The organism is Cognatiluteimonas profundi, assembly GCF_009792795.1.
Lineage (GTDB): Bacteria > Pseudomonadota > Gammaproteobacteria > Xanthomonadales > Xanthomonadaceae > Cognatiluteimonas > Cognatiluteimonas profundi.
On sequence record NZ_VKHQ01000003.1, the window covers coordinates 700,793 to 715,834 of the forward strand.

The window sequence follows — 15,042 nt, forward strand, 5'->3', positions numbered from 1 at the left end:
CGCCATGTCGCAACTCGCCTATCGCCGAATCGTGTTGAAGCTGTCCGGCGAGGCGCTGATGGGCGATGAGGATTACGGGATCGATCCCAAGGTCATCGGTCGACTGGCGCGCGAAGTGATCCAGGCGCAGCAGGCAGGCGCTGAAATCGCGCTGGTGGTGGGTGGCGGCAATATCTTCCGCGGTGCCGGCCTCGCCGCGGGTGGCATGGACCGCGTCACCGGCGACCAGATGGGAATGCTCGCCACCGTCATCAATGCGCTGGCGATGCAGGATGCCCTGGAAAAGCTCGGCGCCAAGGCGCGGGTCATGAGCGCGATCAAGATCAACGACGTCTGCGAGGATTACATCCGTCGACGTGCGATCAGGCACCTCGAAAAAGGCCGGATCGTGATTTTCGCCGCGGGCACGGGCAACCCCTTCTTCACCACCGATTCGGGCGCCGCGCTGCGGGCGATCGAGATCGGCGCGGACCTGCTGCTCAAGGCCACCAAGGTGGACGGCGTCTACGACAAGGATCCGAAGAAATTCGCCGATGCCGTTCGCTTCGAGACGCTGGATTACGACGAAGTCCTCAGTCGCGACCTGCAGGTCATGGACACCGCTGCATTCGCATTGTGCAGGGACAGCGATCTCCCCCTGCGCATTTTCGACATGGGCCAGCCCGGCGTGCTGCAACGGGTCCTGCGCGGCGAAAACATCGGCACCCTGGTCAAGGGTCGCGGCTAGCGCGATCGTGCCTGCCCGGTTTTGCCGGGCGCGTCGTTGCCGTTTTCCGGCCCAGGCCGCGGAAGACGGCCGATTCGCAGCCTTCGCTTATACTGATCCGATGCATTCGCTTCGGAGCCGGCCATGATCAGCGACATCCAGAAAGACGCACAGGCGCGCATGAGCAAGAGCGTCGAAGCGCTTCGCCATGACCTGACCAAGGTGCGCACCGGCCGGGCGTCCACCGCGCTGGTCGACCACCTGAAAGTGAATTACTACGGCGCCGACATGCCCTTGACCCAGGTCGCCAGCATCGCCGTCACCGACGCGCGGACGCTGACGATCACTCCATGGGAAAAACAGATGGTGAGCCCGGTCGAGAAGGCCATCCTGGGCTCGGACCTGGGCCTGACCCCCAACACCGCGGGCACCGTGATCCGGATCAACCTCCCGGCACTGACCGAGGAGCGCCGCAAGGAACTGTCCAAGCACGTCCATGGCGCCGGCGAAGACACCAAGGTCGCCATCCGCAACATCCGCCGTGACGCCAACCACCACGTCAAGGAACTGCTGAAGGACAAGCAGATCACCGAGGACGAATCGTCGCGCAGCGAGGCGGACATCCAGAAACTCACCGACAAGGCGATCAAGGACGTCGATGAAGTCGTGAAGGCGAAGGAACAGGAGTTGATGGCGGTCTGATCGTCGCATGAGCACGCCGACGGGGCCCCGGATTCCACGACACCTTGCCGTCATCATGGACGGCAACGGTCGTTGGGCGCAGCAACGCCGACGACCGCGCGTGATCGGGCATCGTGCTGGCACGCGCGCGGTCAACCAGTGCATCGACTTCTGCATCGAGCAAGGCATCGAGGCACTGACGCTGTTCGCCTTCTCCAGCGAAAACTGGGGGCGTCCGCAGGACGAGGTCGGCGCCCTCATGAAGTTGTTCATGAACGCCCTGGACCGCGAAGTCGCCGAACTCGATCGGCGTGGCGTGCGCATCCGCTTCATCGGCGAGCGCGGGCGATTCAACGAGCAGATCCGCCAGCGCATGGATGCCGCCGAGCGCCTCACGCAGGGCAATTCGCGGCTGAACCTCGCCATCGCCGCCAGTTACGGCGGACGCCAGGACATCGCCGCCGCCGCGCGCGGATTGGCCGAGGACGTCGCGGCTGGCCGCCTGCAGCCCGCGGAGATCGACGAACGCCTGTTCGCAAGCCGCGTCGCCCTGGCCGACCTGCCCCCGCCGGATCTGTTCATCCGGACCGGCGGCGACTTCCGGATCAGTAATTTCCTGCTGTGGCAACTCGCCTATACCGAGTTGTGGTTCACCGAGACGTTGTGGCCGGACCTCGATGCAGCCACACTGCGCTGCGCCCTGGAGGACTACGCCAGTCGCGAGCGCCGTTTCGGGCTGACGGGCGCCCAGCGCCCGGACAGTGATGCATCTGGCGCCGCTTTTCCCCCTGACGAGACTTCCGCATGACCAAGACCCGCGTGCTCGCGGCGCTCGTGCTGACCCCATTCGCGATTGCGGCGATGCTGTGGCTTCCCACCGCATGGCTGCTGGCGCTGGTGGCAGTCGTGTTCCTCGCCGGGCTGTGGGAATGGTTCAAGCTGGCCGACGTCGACGACACGCTCGCGCGGACGATCCTGCTCGTGGTCAACCTGGCCTTGATGGTGGCGATCGTCTGGGCGTCGCGCCTGCCCGGCGGCGGGCTGTCCTATGTGCTGTTCAAGCTAGCCACGATGATCGGCGTGATCTGGTGGCTGCTGGCGGCGCTGTGGCTGAGTCGCTACAAGTTCGCCTCCGACCACGATACGCACGCGCGCGTCTTCAAGCTCGCTGCCGGCACCCTGGCCATCATTCCAGCATGGTGCGCGGCGGCCTGGATCCATGGCGACTCCAACCATGGGCACGGATGGCTCTTCGTCGCCGTGGCGCTGGTCTGGGCGGCGGATACCGGCGCGTATTTCGTCGGCCGTCATTATGGAAAGCGCAAACTGAGCCCGCGGATCAGTCCAAACAAGACCGTCGAGGGCTTGATCGGCGGGCTGGTGGCCGGCGTTGCGGTTGCCCTCGCATTCGCGCCGCTCGCAGGCGCTTCCGTGGCGCAACTGCCGGCTGTGGCGCTGGTCGCGGTCGTGGCGGTTGCGTTCTCGGTGGTTGGCGACCTGTTCGAAAGCCTGCTCAAGCGACATGTCGGCGCCAAGGATTCGGGCGACCTGATTCCCGGCCATGGCGGCATCCTCGACCGCATCGATGGCGTCATCGCAGCCCTGCCGGTTTTTGCCCTTGGCAAGGCATGGCTGGGGTTTTGAACCGACGGACGCAACAGGTGAGCTGACGTCCATCGCCCCATTGCGTCACGCCGCATCGCCTTTCAACGGAAATCCACCACGTCTTGAGCAATACGACGCTTCCCCGCCGCATCGCAGTGCTTGGCGCAACCGGATCCATCGGTTCGTCGGCCTTGGATGTCATCGCGCGAAATCCCGACCGCCTGCGTCCGGCATTGCTGGCCGCGGGCAGCAACGTGGATGGCCTGCTCGCGTTGTGCCGGACGCATGCGCCCGACCATGCAGTGATCGCCGACCAGTCCGCGTACGCCCGCCTGCGCGACGGCCTTCGCGAGGCCGGCCTGGCCACGCAGCCCCACGCCGGCGACCCTGCATTGGTGCAACTGGTTGCCAGCGAGGCCTGCGATACCGTGGTCGCGGCCATCGTCGGTGCAGCGGGACTGACTTCGACGATGGCAGCGGCCAATGCCGGCAAGCGGTTGCTGCTGGCCAACAAGGAGTCGCTGGTACTGGCTGGCGAGTTGCTGACCGCCGCCGCCCGCGCCGCCGGATCCCGCATCATCCCGATCGACAGCGAGCACAATGCGATCTTCCAGTGCCTGCCCGCCGCCGATGCGCGCAGCGGTCTGCGGCGGATCGTGCTGACCGCATCGGGCGGTCCGTTCCGCGGACGCCGTCGCAGCCAGCTTTGCGATGTGACGCCAGCGCAGGCCGTGGCGCATCCGAAATGGTCGATGGGCGCGAAGATTTCGGTGGATTCGGCCACGTTGATGAACAAGGGGCTGGAAGTCATCGAAGCCCACCACCTGTTCGATCTCCCGGGCGACCGCATCGACGTCCTCGTCCACCCGCAAAGCCTCGTGCACTCGATGGTCGAATTCATCGACGGTTCGACGCTGGCGCAGCTGGGACTTCCGGACATGCGCACGGCGCTGGCCGTGGGTTTTGCATGGCCGCAGCGCATCGAGTCGGGCGTCAAGGGACTGGATCTCGCCGCCAGCGGACGCCTGGATTTCGAGCCGCCCGATCTCGATGCGTTTCCCTGCCTGTCGCTCGCCTACGGCGCGCTGGCCACCGGCGGTACCGCGCCTGCCGTCCTCAATGCCGCCAACGAAATCGCCGTCGCTGCATTCCTGCAGGGACGCATCGATTTCCTGCGCATCGCCGAACTCGTCGAAGACACGCTCGCAGCCATCCCCGCTGTCGCGGCAGACTCCCTGGACGCATTGCTGGACGCGGACGCGCGATCGCGCCTGCACGCCGACAGCATCATCTCCAGCGATCGCGCCCGCGGGTTCCGCCGCCAGCCTGATGGATCCCGCGCCGCATGAGCAATTTCTTCGGATCCGTGTGGTGGATGATCGTCAGCCTCGGCGTGCTGGTGACATTCCATGAGTTCGGGCACTTCTGGGTCGCGCGCCGATTCGGGGTGAAGGTGCTGCGCTTTTCCGTCGGCTTCGGGCGACCGCTGTGGATGCGGCGCGGCAGCGACGGCACCGAATTCGCCATCGCGGCCATTCCGCTCGGCGGCTACGTGAAGATGCTCGACGAGCGCGAAGGCGAGGTCGCGGCGGCCGACCTTCCACAGGCGTTCAACCGGCAATCGGTCGGGCGCAGGATCCTGATCGTCGCGGCGGGTCCTTTCGCCAACCTCCTGCTCTGTGTCGCCCTGTTGTGGGGCATGTTCGTGATCGGGCGCCCCGATTACGCGCCGGTGATCGGCCACGTCGAGGGCATTGCGGCGCGCGCGCAACTCGAGGCCGGTGACACGATCCTTGCGGTCGGGGACAGGAAGACGCCAACCTGGAGCGAAGCCGCGCTGGCATTGGCCACCGCGGCAATGGACCGCGAGGATGTGCCGGTCCGAGTCCGCAGCGCCGGCCAGCAGGAATCCGTGCATACGCTTGAGCTCTCCAGCCTGCCGGCGGGCTCCGATGAGCAGCACGCGATGCAGGCGGTCGGACTGACGCCCCGGCACCAGCTGCTCAAGCCGGTCGTGGGCCGGATCGAGCCAGGCTCCGCTGCGTGGGGCGTGCTGGCCGAAGGCGACCAGATCACCGCCATCGACGGCAGGCCGGTGCCGTCCTTCGACGACATCGGCCCGCTCGTGCAACAGGTCGGCGCCCGCGCGGCGATGATCGAGGTCCAGCGCGACGGTGACCGGCTGGCGCTGGAAATCACCCCCCGGCAGCGCACGGATCCACAACGCGGGCGCTACTGGGCGCTGGGAATCGGCCCGCAACCGGGCCAGGCGCCTGCTTATGACGCCCGGCTGCAGTTCGGCCCGGTCGCCGCCGTGCCGGCCGCCCTGGAGGAAACCTGGAAACTGGGCAGCGACTCGGTTGCCATGATCGGGCGCCTGGTCAGCGGCCACGCTTCGGCGGGGAATGTCTCCGGCCCGATCACGATCGCCCGTTACGCCAACGCGTCAGCCCAGCTGGGGCCGGCGTGGTTCCTGAACTTTCTGGCCCTGATGTCGCTCAGTCTTGCGATCATCAACATCCTGCCGATCCCCGTCTTGGACGGCGGCCACCTGCTGTATTACCTTATCGAGCTGGCCAAAGGCAGCCCGTTGAGCGAACGCGCGATGGCGGCGGGACAATACATCGGGCTGGCGCTGCTGGCCGGCCTGATGGGCCTGGCGTTCTACAACGATATCCTGCAACTGCTGCGCTGACCCGACTCCCAGCCAGCAAGTCCGCCCGTCGCGAGACACATCGCGCGGGCACACATCTCAATTGGACGTACTGATGACGCGAATGCCCGCCCGCCGCCTGCTTGTCCTTGCCCTTGCCACGGCGTTGTCGCCGGCTCCGGCGCTCACCGCGATGGCGCAGTCGGCCAATCCCTTCGTGCCCCAGAGCGCACCGCAGGTGGCCGAACCGGTCACCCTGCCCGCTCCGCCGGAGGCGTTCACGGTCAGCGACATCCGCGTCGACGGCCTGCAGCGGATTTCGGCGGGAACGGTATTCACCTACCTGCCCATCGAGCGTGGCGACACGGTCGACCAGACCAGGATCGCCGAGGGCATCCGCGCCCTGTACAAGACCGGCTTCTTCGAGGACGTCAGGATGGGTCGCCAGGGCAACATCCTGGTGGTCACGCTGGTCGAGCGACCGGCAATCAACAAGCTGACGCTGGACGGCAACAAGGACATCAAGACCGAGGACCTGGAGAAGGGCCTGAAGGACATCGGCCTTGCCGAAGGCGACACCTTCGACCGACTCAGCCTGGACCGCGTCACCCAGGAACTCACCCGGCAGTACAACAACCGCGGCAAGTACAACGTCGAGATCACGCCGGCCGTGGCCCGGCTCGATCGCAACCGGGTGGACGTCATCATCCACGTCAAGGAAGGCAAGCCCGCCAAGATCCGGCACATCAACCTGATCGGCAACGAGCAGTACAAGCAGAAGGAAATCGTCGACCAGTGGGAGTCGCAGGAGAGCAACTGGCTGAGCTGGTACCGCCGCGACGACCAGTACTCGCGCGAAAAACTCACCGGTGACCTCGAGAAGCTCAACGAGTTCTACCTCGATCGCGGTTACATCGACTTCAGCGTCGACAACACGCAGGTCGCGATCAGCCCCGACAAGCGCGACATGTTCATCACCGCCGGCCTGACCGAAGGCCAGAAGTACACGGTATCGGACGTGAAGGTCACCGGCGACACCGTCATCGCGAAGGCCTCGATCGAGAAGATGCTGCTGGTCAAGCCGGGCCAGGTGTTCTCGCGGAAGCTGCTCGAACTGACCTCCGATTCGATCACCGCGACGCTGGGCAACATCGGCTATGCGTTCGCGCAGGTCAATGCGATCCCCGAACTCGACCGCGACAAGCGCACCGTCGCCATCAACCTGCAGGTCGTGCCCGGCCCGCGCGTCAACGTGCGTCGCATCGTGTTCAAGGGCAATACCAGCACGGCCGATGAAGTGCTGCGTCGCGAGATGCGCCAGTTCGAAGGCGCGTGGTACTCGCAGGCCGCGATCGACCGCTCGAAGATCCGCCTGCAACGACTGGGCTTCTTCGAGAGCGTCGATGTCGAAAACCAGCCGGTGGCCGGCACCAACGACCAGGTCGACGTCGTCTACACCGTCAAGGAGACGACGTCCGGCAGCTTCACCTTCGGCCTGGGCTTCTCCCAGCTCGCCGGACTGACCACGTCGATCCAGCTGTCGCAGAACAACTTCCTCGGCACCGGCAACCAGGTCTCGGTGGAAGCCGAGCGCAACGTCTACCTGCAACGCTATTCGTTCTCGTTCCTGAATCCCTATTTCACCGACGAGGGCATGTCGCTCGGTTACAACCTTGCCTATCGGGAATTCGACAACTCCAACTTCAACACCGCGGCGTTCTCCAGCACCAACGCCTCGGCCCAGGTCGTACTCGGCCTGCCGATCACCGAAACCGACACGGTGTCGGCGATGTTCGGCATCGACAGCAACCAGATCAATGTATTCCCGGGCTCCACCCCGCCTTCGATCATCGATTACATCGATGCCCTCGGGCAGCGCACGTTCCATTCCTGGCGCTCCCAGCTGGCGTGGGCGCGTGACACCCGGAACGACTACTTCACCCCGACGCGCGGCACCTTCCAGCGCATCTCGGCGGAAATCACGCTTCCAGGCTCGACCGTCGAGTACTACAAGCTCAACTACGACTTCTCGAAGTTCTGGCCGATCTCGCGCTCGTTGGTGCTCAATACCCGGGTGAGCCTGGGTTACGGCAACAGCTACGGCAGCGCCGTCACCCGCGATGTCTGCTACACCGCGGGCAGCCTGCAGGACACCGACAACAATCCCAGCACGCCGCCAGTGTTCGTCCCCGGGCCGGCTCCCAGCGACCCCTGCATTCCGGGGACGTCCCCTGATTACGTCAGGACGCTCACGGCTGACGGCCTGCCGTTCTTCGAGAACTTCTATGCCGGCGGCACGCGCTCGGTGCGCGGCTTCCGCGACAACACCCTGGGCCCGCGCGAAGGCTTCACGCCGACGAGCACGTTCAAGCAGCCTCTCGGTGGCGCGGTGAAGACGACCGGCTCGGTCGAGGTCTTCTTCCCGAACCTGATCAAGAGCCCGTCGGCACGCGTCTCGGCGTTCGTGGACTTCGGCAACGTCTTCGCGAACACGACGGCGTTCAGCGCCAACCAACTGCGCGCGTCGGCCGGTGTCGCCGTGCTGTGGCGCGCGCCGGTCGGCCCGATCTCGATCAGCTACGCGTTCCCGATCCGCAAGGAACCCGGCGACGAGATCGAGCGCCTGCAGTTCACATTCGGCGGCGCCTTCTGAGGGCGCCCCGGACGACGCCATCGTGAACCAGGCCAACGCGACGCACACGGCCGCGCAACTCGCATCGCGGTTCGGCCTCGCGCTGCACGGCGACGGCGAGGCGGGCGTATCCGGCGTCGCCACGCTCGCCGGCGCGCGGGCTGACCAGTTGTCATTCCTGGCCAACCCGCGCTACCGATCGCAACTTGCCGAGACGGCGGCTGGCATCGTGATCATGCGGGCCGAGGACGCAATCGGTTACGCGCGCACCGCCTTGCTTGCCGACGACCCGTACTCCGCGTTCGCGCGCGTGTCGGCATTGTTCGACACCGCTGAGCCGTTCGAACCGGGCATCCATCCCAATGCGGTGGTGCACGCCACTGCCGTCGTGGATCCTGCCGCCCGGATCGAAGCTTTCGTCAGCATCGGCGCCCGCTCGCGGATCGACGCGCACGCGGTCGTCGGGCCCGGCTGCGTGGTCGGCGAGGACTGCATCATCGGCGACGGCTGTTCGCTCGGCGCCCGCGTCACGCTCGTCAAGCGCGTGCGACTGGGCAAGCGTGTCCTGATCCATCCCGGCGCGGTGCTGGGTGCCGATGGCTTCGGACTCGCGATGGCGGGTGGCCGCTGGATCAAGGTGCCGCAATTGGGCGGCGTGCTGGTCGGCGACGATTGCGAGATTGGCGCCAACACCACCATCGACCGCGGCGCGCTCGAGGACACGGTGCTCGAAGACGACGTCCGCCTGGACAACCAGATCCAGATCGGCCACAACGCGCATATCGGCGCCCACACCGCGATGGCCGGCTGCTCGGCGGTCGCCGGCAGCGCGCGCATTGGCCGCTATTGCCTGATTGGCGGTGGCGCCGGCGTGCTGGGCCACCTGGAGTTGTGCGACCGCGTTGTCGTGACCGCGATGACGCTGGTCACCCACTCCATCCGCGAGCCTGGCGAGTATTCCTCGGGCACGCCTTTGATGGACAATCGCAGTTGGCGCAGGAGCGCTGCCCGTTTCCGGCAACTGGACAAGCTCGCGCGACGCATGGGCAGCCATACGCCCGACGACAAGGACCCGGAATGAGCGTATCCATCGAGCTGCCGATCGACGTCAACACCATCCGCAAGCTGCTGCCGCACCGATATCCGTTCCTGCTGGTGGACCGCGTGGTCGAGTTCGAGGCGCACAAGCGGGTGCTGTGCATCAAGAGCGTCAGCATCAATGAGCCGTTCTTCCAGGGTCACTTCCCCACTCAACCGGTGATGCCCGGCGTGCTGGTGATCGAGGCGCTGGCGCAGGCTGGCGGTCTTCTGACACAGCTGTCTGGATTGGTGGACAGCGATGGCGGCCAATCCAACGGGAAGATCTTCTACCTGGTGAAGATCGACAACGCCAGGTTCTCGAAGATGGTCGTCCCCGGCGACCGCCTCGAGCTGGAAGTCACCCTCACCCGCGTCATCCGCAACATGGCCCTGTACAACTGCACCGCGCGCGTCGACGGCGCACAGGTCGCCAGTGCGGACATCCTCTGCGCGGAAGTGAAAGCCTGACCGTGGGCGGCGCGGCAGCCAGCATCCATCCCAGTGCCGTGGTTGATCCATCGGCGCAGATCGGCAGCGATGTGCAGATCGGTGCTTTCAGCCTGGTCGGCCCCGATGTCAGCATCGGCGACGGAACACACATCGGGCCGCATTGCAGCATCAGCGGTCCCACCCGCATCGGGCGGGACAACCGGATCCACGGATTCGCGGCCATCGGCGGGGATCCGCAGGACAAGAAGTTCGCGGGCGGCCGCACCGAACTGGTGATCGGCGACGGCAACACCATCCGCGAATTCGTCACCATCAATCGCGGCACCGAGAATGGCGGCGGCACCACCCGCGTCGGCGACGACAACTGGCTGCTGGCCTACGTGCACATCGCGCACGACTGCATCGTCGGCAGCCACTGCGTGTTTTCCAACAACGCGACCATCGCCGGCCACGTCGAGATCGGCGACCACGCCATCCTCAGCGGGTTCGTCGGCGTGCACCAGTTCTGCAGGATCGGCGCGCACGCGTTCATCGGCATGGGCGCACTGGTCAACGGCGACGTCCCGCCGTTCGTGCTGGTGGCGCAGGAAGGCTACGGCCGCCCGCGCGGCATCAACAGCGAAGGCCTGAAGCGTCGCGGTTTCGACAGCGAGCGCATCGCGCTCATCAAGCGTGCGTATCGGGCGCTGTATGTGTCCGGCGCCAACATGGTCGAGGCCCGCGGCCAGCTTTCCGAACTGGCGCGCGACAGCGATGACGTGCGCGCATTGCTGGACTTCATCGACAGCGGCGAGCGGCCGCTGCTGCGCTGACGGCCGGGTGGAACGGCGCACCAGGATCGCGCTGGTTGCCGGCGAGGCATCGGGCGACCAGCTCGGCGCCGGGCTGGTCCGGGCGCTGCGCATACGGTTTCCGGACGCCGAGTTCGCGGGCATCGGCGGCGATGCGATGCGCTCGGCCAGCATGGAGACATGGTTCGACTCGTCCGCACTGGCGGTCATGGGACTGGCCGAGGTGCTGTCGCACCTGCCGCGCCTGCTGCGGCTGCGACGCGCATTGCGCCAGCGCGTACTGGCCTGGAAGCCCGACGTCTTCATCGGCATCGACGCGCCTGATTTCAACCTGGGCGTGGAGCGCTGGCTGAAGCAGCGCGGCATCCGCACCGTCCATTACGTCAGCCCATCGGTCTGGGCGTGGCGCGAGGGCCGCGCTGCGCGGATCGGCCGGAGCGCCGAGCGCGTGCTCTGCCTGTTCCCGATGGAGCCGGCGATCTATGCACGGCATGGCGTCGATGCGCGCTTCGTCGGCCATCCGCTCGCCGACGACATGGCGCTGGATCCCGATCGCGACGCGGCGAGGCAACGCCTGCACCTGCCCGTGGACGTGCCGGTGCTCGCGCTGCTGCCGGGTTCGCGCAGCGGCGAGATCCGACGGCTTGCGGCGGACTTCATCGCGGCCGCGGTGCGCGTGCTGGCCGAGATCCCGCAACTGCTGGTCGTCGCTCCCATGGCCAGTGCGCAGGCGCGAGTCGTGTTCGAGCAGGTCCTGCAGTCGCACGAGGACGCCGCGCTGCTGCGACCGGCGTTGCGCATCCTCGACGGTGATGCGCGCACCGCCATGGTCGCCAGCGACGTCGTGCTGCTGGCTTCCGGCACGGCCACGCTCGAGGCCATGCTGGCGCAGCGACCGATGGTCGTCGCATACAGGATCGCGCCGCTGACCCACGCCATCGTCAAGGGCATGGGCCTGCTGAAGGTCGACCATTACGCGCTGCCGAACGTGCTCGCCGGACAGCAAGTGGTTCCTGAATTGATGCAGCGCGACTGCGCGCCGCAACCGCTCGCCGATGCCGTGCTCGCGTGGCTGCGCCATCCAGATGCCATGGCCGCGCTGCAGCCGACGTTTCGTGCGCTGCATGCCCGATTGCGACGCGACGCTTCCGCACAGGCAGCGGACGTGGTGGCAGAATTGCTGCAGGCAGGCCCGGGAGGTCGCGCCAGCGGCAGCAGCGGATGAACGACGACGCCACAACCCTTCCAGCCGAGCCAGCCGAAGCGACGGATCCCGACGCATCCTGCGCCGGTCGCGATGCACTGCAGTGTTTCGCCGGCATCGACGAGGCCGGACGCGGCCCACTCGCTGGCCCCGTGGTCGTGGCGGCCGTGGTCTTCGAGCCCGGGCGCACCCCGATCAACGGCCTGGCCGACTCCAAGCAGCTCTGCGCGGAGCGACGTGAAGTCCTGTATGCACGCATCATCGAGCGTGCGCTGGCATGGCATGTCGTCTTCATCGAGGCCGATGAGATCGACCGCATCAACATCTACCACGCGACCATGCTGGGCATGCGCCGCGCGCTGGAAGGCGTGCTCCATGTTGCCCGCTTCGCGCGGATCGACGGTAATGCGCTGCCGCGCGACCTGCCCTGCCCCGCGCAGGCGATCGTCGGCGGCGACGCAACCGACCGCTCGATCATGGCCGCATCGATCCTGGCGAAGGTCACGCGCGATCGGCACATGCGCGTACTGCATGGACAATGGCCCGGCTACGGCTTCGACGAGCACAAGGGCTATGCGACGCCCGCGCACCGCGAGGCACTGGCGCGCCTGGGGCCCTGCCCGATCCACCGCCGCAGCTTCGTCACCGTTCGCGAGTCACTTCAGCCCGGATTGTTCGGCGACGAAGGGGATGCGATCGCATTCGCGGCCAGCCCGATCGAGGGATAGGCCGCGTACAGCAGCGACTGCAGGTGCTGCTGACGGTCATGGCGCCCCGCCTGGAACAGCCGCTCGGCGTCCGCTTCGCCAAGACCACGGCGCATCGCCTCCCAGACATGCCGATGGGCATCCTGCCAATGCCGGGACATCGGCACGCCGGTGAGCTCCCGCAATCGCTGTGCCCCGCCGAGCAGGCGCGCGCCCAGGGCCTGCTGCCCGCGGGTTGCCAGCACATAGGCGAAGCCTTCCAGGGCCGCGGCGCTCATCCGCAGGTTGCGCAAGGTGGCGGACAACGACAGGGTGCGCTCGAATGCCTGCGCGGCAGCGGTGGGGTCACCGAGCATCAGTGCCTGCAGCCCGCAGTTGACCTCGGCGAAACCAAGCAGGAAACCCGGTCCGCTGTTTCGCTCCAGCCAGAACGCCCGCAGTTCCGAGACAGCGCAGCGCGCCGAGATCGACGCCAGCCGGTATTCGCCAACCGTGGAGTGCATGGCCGTGATCCAGATGCGGGCATAGGCACGAACGTGCATGTCGCCCGCCTCGATGGCACGGCGCATGGCATGTGCCAGCATCCGCCTGGCCTCGGGATAGCGTCCCGACGCCACGCGCAGCATTGCAAGGCCGGCCAATGCCATGCCGTGTTCGCGCGGCAGTTCCGCCCGCGCCGTGAGCGCCACGGCCTCTTCCAGGAGCGGTTCGGCTTCGGCCCGACTGAGATGCAACTCCATCAGGCCGATGAACTGCAATGCCTTGGCGCGCGCCACCAGCGTCGGCGACGGATGCGCCTCCAGCGCACGACCAATCCATTCCCGGGCCGTGCGGAAGCTGCCGATGACCCACCAGTACCAACGCAGGTTGAGCGCCAGCTGCAGCGCCTCGTCGGCAAGTCCGTGTTCCAGCGCGAAGTCGAAGGCACTGCGGATGTTGGGTTGCTCGCGGTCCAGCAGACCCCCATAACGGTGCGTCGGCCGGTCGTAGAGGACGGCGTCGGCGCTCGCGGTCAGCGCGATGTAATGGCGCAGTTGCCGCAGACGGTAGACGTTGGCATCGCAATCGCTGCGCAGCCGCTCCCCTGCATAGTCGCGCACTGCCTGGAGCATGCGAAAACGCCGTGGAACCGCATCGTGTTCGACGATGACGAAGCTCTTGTCGATCAGCGAGCCCAGCGGGCCGACGATATCGCGCGCCTTCCCGCTTGCATCGGTCATGACGGCTTCGGCGCCCTCGAGGGTCCAGCCACTGGAAAACAGCGTCAGTCGCTGCAACAGCTCCGCTTCCGCTGGCGACAGCAGGTCGAAACTCCAGTCGAGCATCTCGCGAACCGAATGCTGCCTGTCCGGGCCGCCGTGCAGGTCCGACACGAGCACCTCGCGTCGCGCCGACAGGCGCTCGAGCAACTCCGCCGGCCCGAGCACGCGTAGCCGCGTTGCCGCCAGCTCCAGCGCCAATGGCAACCCTTCCAGGTACCTGCACAGCCGGACGACGGCGGCGATGTTGCCGGCGTCCAGCTCGAAACCGGGATCGGCTTCGCGCGCACGCATCTCCAGCAGCCGCACGGCATTGCTGCTCCGCGCAGCGGCCAGCGGAGCGTCGGCGTGGTCCCAATCGTCGGGCGGCAACTCCAGGGGTGGGACGCGATAAGCCTGTTCACCCTCGACACCGAGCCGCACCTGGCTCGTGGTGAGGATGCGCAATCCCGGACACCGTTGCAGCAATGGTGCCGCCAGCATCGCCACCTGTCCGGCGACGCGATCGCAATTGTCCAGCAGCAGCAACAACCGGCGATGCAACAGCGCTTCCACGAGCAGGGCCGCGTTGCTTGCCTCGCCCTGCCGCACGAATCCGAACGCGGCAAGCAGGGCCTCGGCGACCTCGGCGCCATTGCGGCAAGCGGTGAGGTCGACCAGCCATACACCGTCGGGATAGTCGCCCTCGCAGCGGCGGGCCAGGTGCAGCGCCAACCGCGTCTTGCCGATGCCACCCGGTCCGTTGAGGGTCAGCAATCGCACGTCGCCCAACAGACGCTGCAAGGTCGCGAGTTCGGCGTCACGTGGCACGTCCGAGCCGATCGGCGAGGGTAGCGGTGGCGGGTTGAAGGGGCCGCGCATGGGCTGCGGCGATCCGACCTGCACCTGCTCGACGTTGCGCACGGCGGCGATGAACCGATATCCGCGGCGCGGTACGGTCTCGATGTATCGCGGTGAGTCGCGCCTGTCGCCCAGTGCCTGGCGCAGCAGCGTCACGACGCGATTCAGGGCCGATGGCGTGACGTGGCGGTGTCCCCACACGGCATCGAGAAGCTCATCGCGCTCATGCAGGTGCCCCGGTTGCTCGAGCATGCGCCCGAGCACCTCCATCGCCTTCGGCTCGAGGATGACGACCTGGCCGCGACGCGTCAGTCGCGCCTCGTCCGGCTCCAGGCGGAACTCGCCGAATTCGTAAATGCCTGACCCAGGCGACATGGCCGCCCCGCATCGTTGTCCACCGCGCAGTGGCCGTGAAAGGTAGCGCGGGCCCGTGG

13 protein-coding genes are annotated in these 15,042 nt (G+C 66.8%); 12 read left to right on the top strand and 1 reads right to left on the bottom strand.

Annotated elements, in window-relative coordinates; all coding sequences use genetic code 11:
* Positions 1 to 4 precede the first annotated feature (4 nt).
* The 12 genes from pyrH to GST15_RS05340 all read left to right on the top strand — a co-directional run bounded on the left by pyrH (position 5) and on the right by GST15_RS05340 (position 12,530).
* Positions 5 to 727 (top strand): UMP kinase, encoded by a 723-nt coding sequence (gene pyrH / locus GST15_RS05285; protein WP_159016174.1) that lies wholly within the window; start codon positions 5 to 7, stop codon positions 725 to 727.
* A 123-nt stretch (positions 728 to 850) separates the two neighbouring features.
* Positions 851 to 1,408 (top strand): ribosome recycling factor, encoded by a 558-nt coding sequence (frr, locus tag GST15_RS05290; RefSeq protein WP_159016175.1) that lies wholly within the window; start codon positions 851 to 853, stop codon positions 1,406 to 1,408.
* A gap of 7 nt (positions 1,409 to 1,415) precedes the next feature.
* A complete protein-coding gene (uppS, locus tag GST15_RS05295) occupies positions 1,416 to 2,195 on the top strand; it encodes a polyprenyl diphosphate synthase (protein ID WP_159016176.1) in 780 nt (259 codons plus the stop codon).
* Positions 2,192 to 3,031, top strand: a complete 840-nt coding sequence (locus GST15_RS05300) for a phosphatidate cytidylyltransferase (protein ID WP_159016177.1) — start codon at positions 2,192 to 2,194, stop codon at positions 3,029 to 3,031. Before uppS ends, GST15_RS05300 begins: the two co-directional genes overlap by 4 nt.
* 83 nt (positions 3,032 to 3,114) lie before the next feature.
* A complete protein-coding gene (locus GST15_RS05305; RefSeq protein WP_159016178.1) occupies positions 3,115 to 4,341 on the top strand; it encodes a 1-deoxy-D-xylulose-5-phosphate reductoisomerase in 1,227 nt (408 codons plus the stop codon).
* A complete protein-coding gene (gene rseP, locus GST15_RS05310; protein WP_159016179.1) occupies positions 4,338 to 5,687 on the top strand; it encodes an RIP metalloprotease RseP in 1,350 nt (449 codons plus the stop codon). Before GST15_RS05305 ends, rseP begins: the two co-directional genes overlap by 4 nt.
* Before the next feature lie 73 nt (positions 5,688 to 5,760).
* Positions 5,761 to 8,298 (top strand): outer membrane protein assembly factor BamA, encoded by a 2,538-nt coding sequence (gene bamA, locus GST15_RS05315; protein WP_159016180.1) that lies wholly within the window; start codon positions 5,761 to 5,763, stop codon positions 8,296 to 8,298.
* Positions 8,299 to 8,320: 22 nt separating this feature from the next.
* Positions 8,321 to 9,358, top strand: a complete 1,038-nt coding sequence (gene lpxD / locus GST15_RS05320; RefSeq protein WP_159016181.1) for a UDP-3-O-(3-hydroxymyristoyl)glucosamine N-acyltransferase — start codon at positions 8,321 to 8,323, stop codon at positions 9,356 to 9,358.
* Complete coding sequence (gene fabZ / locus GST15_RS05325; RefSeq protein ID WP_159016182.1) at positions 9,355 to 9,825, top strand: 3-hydroxyacyl-ACP dehydratase FabZ; 471 nt, start codon at positions 9,355 to 9,357, stop codon at positions 9,823 to 9,825. The genes lpxD and fabZ overlap by 4 nt, the downstream gene beginning before the upstream one ends.
* A gap of 2 nt (positions 9,826 to 9,827) precedes the next feature.
* Entirely contained in the window at positions 9,828 to 10,619 is a 792-nt protein-coding gene (lpxA, locus tag GST15_RS05330; RefSeq protein WP_159016183.1) for an acyl-ACP--UDP-N-acetylglucosamine O-acyltransferase, read from the top strand.
* A 7-nt stretch (positions 10,620 to 10,626) separates the two neighbouring features.
* On the top strand, positions 10,627 to 11,823 hold the full coding sequence (gene lpxB / locus GST15_RS05335) for a lipid-A-disaccharide synthase (protein ID WP_233263053.1): 1,197 nt from the start codon (positions 10,627 to 10,629) through the stop codon (positions 11,821 to 11,823).
* On the top strand, positions 11,820 to 12,530 hold the full coding sequence (locus GST15_RS05340; protein ID WP_159016185.1) for a ribonuclease HII: 711 nt from the start codon (positions 11,820 to 11,822) through the stop codon (positions 12,528 to 12,530). The genes lpxB and GST15_RS05340 overlap by 4 nt, the downstream gene beginning before the upstream one ends.
* Here the strand turns inward: GST15_RS05340 and GST15_RS05345 are convergent.
* Complete coding sequence (locus tag GST15_RS05345; RefSeq protein ID WP_159016186.1) at positions 12,464 to 14,983, bottom strand: ATP-binding protein; 2,520 nt, start codon at positions 14,981 to 14,983, stop codon at positions 12,464 to 12,466. The two genes, GST15_RS05340 and GST15_RS05345, sit on opposite strands and share 67 nt — an antisense overlap.
* Positions 14,984 to 15,042 lie beyond the last annotated feature (59 nt).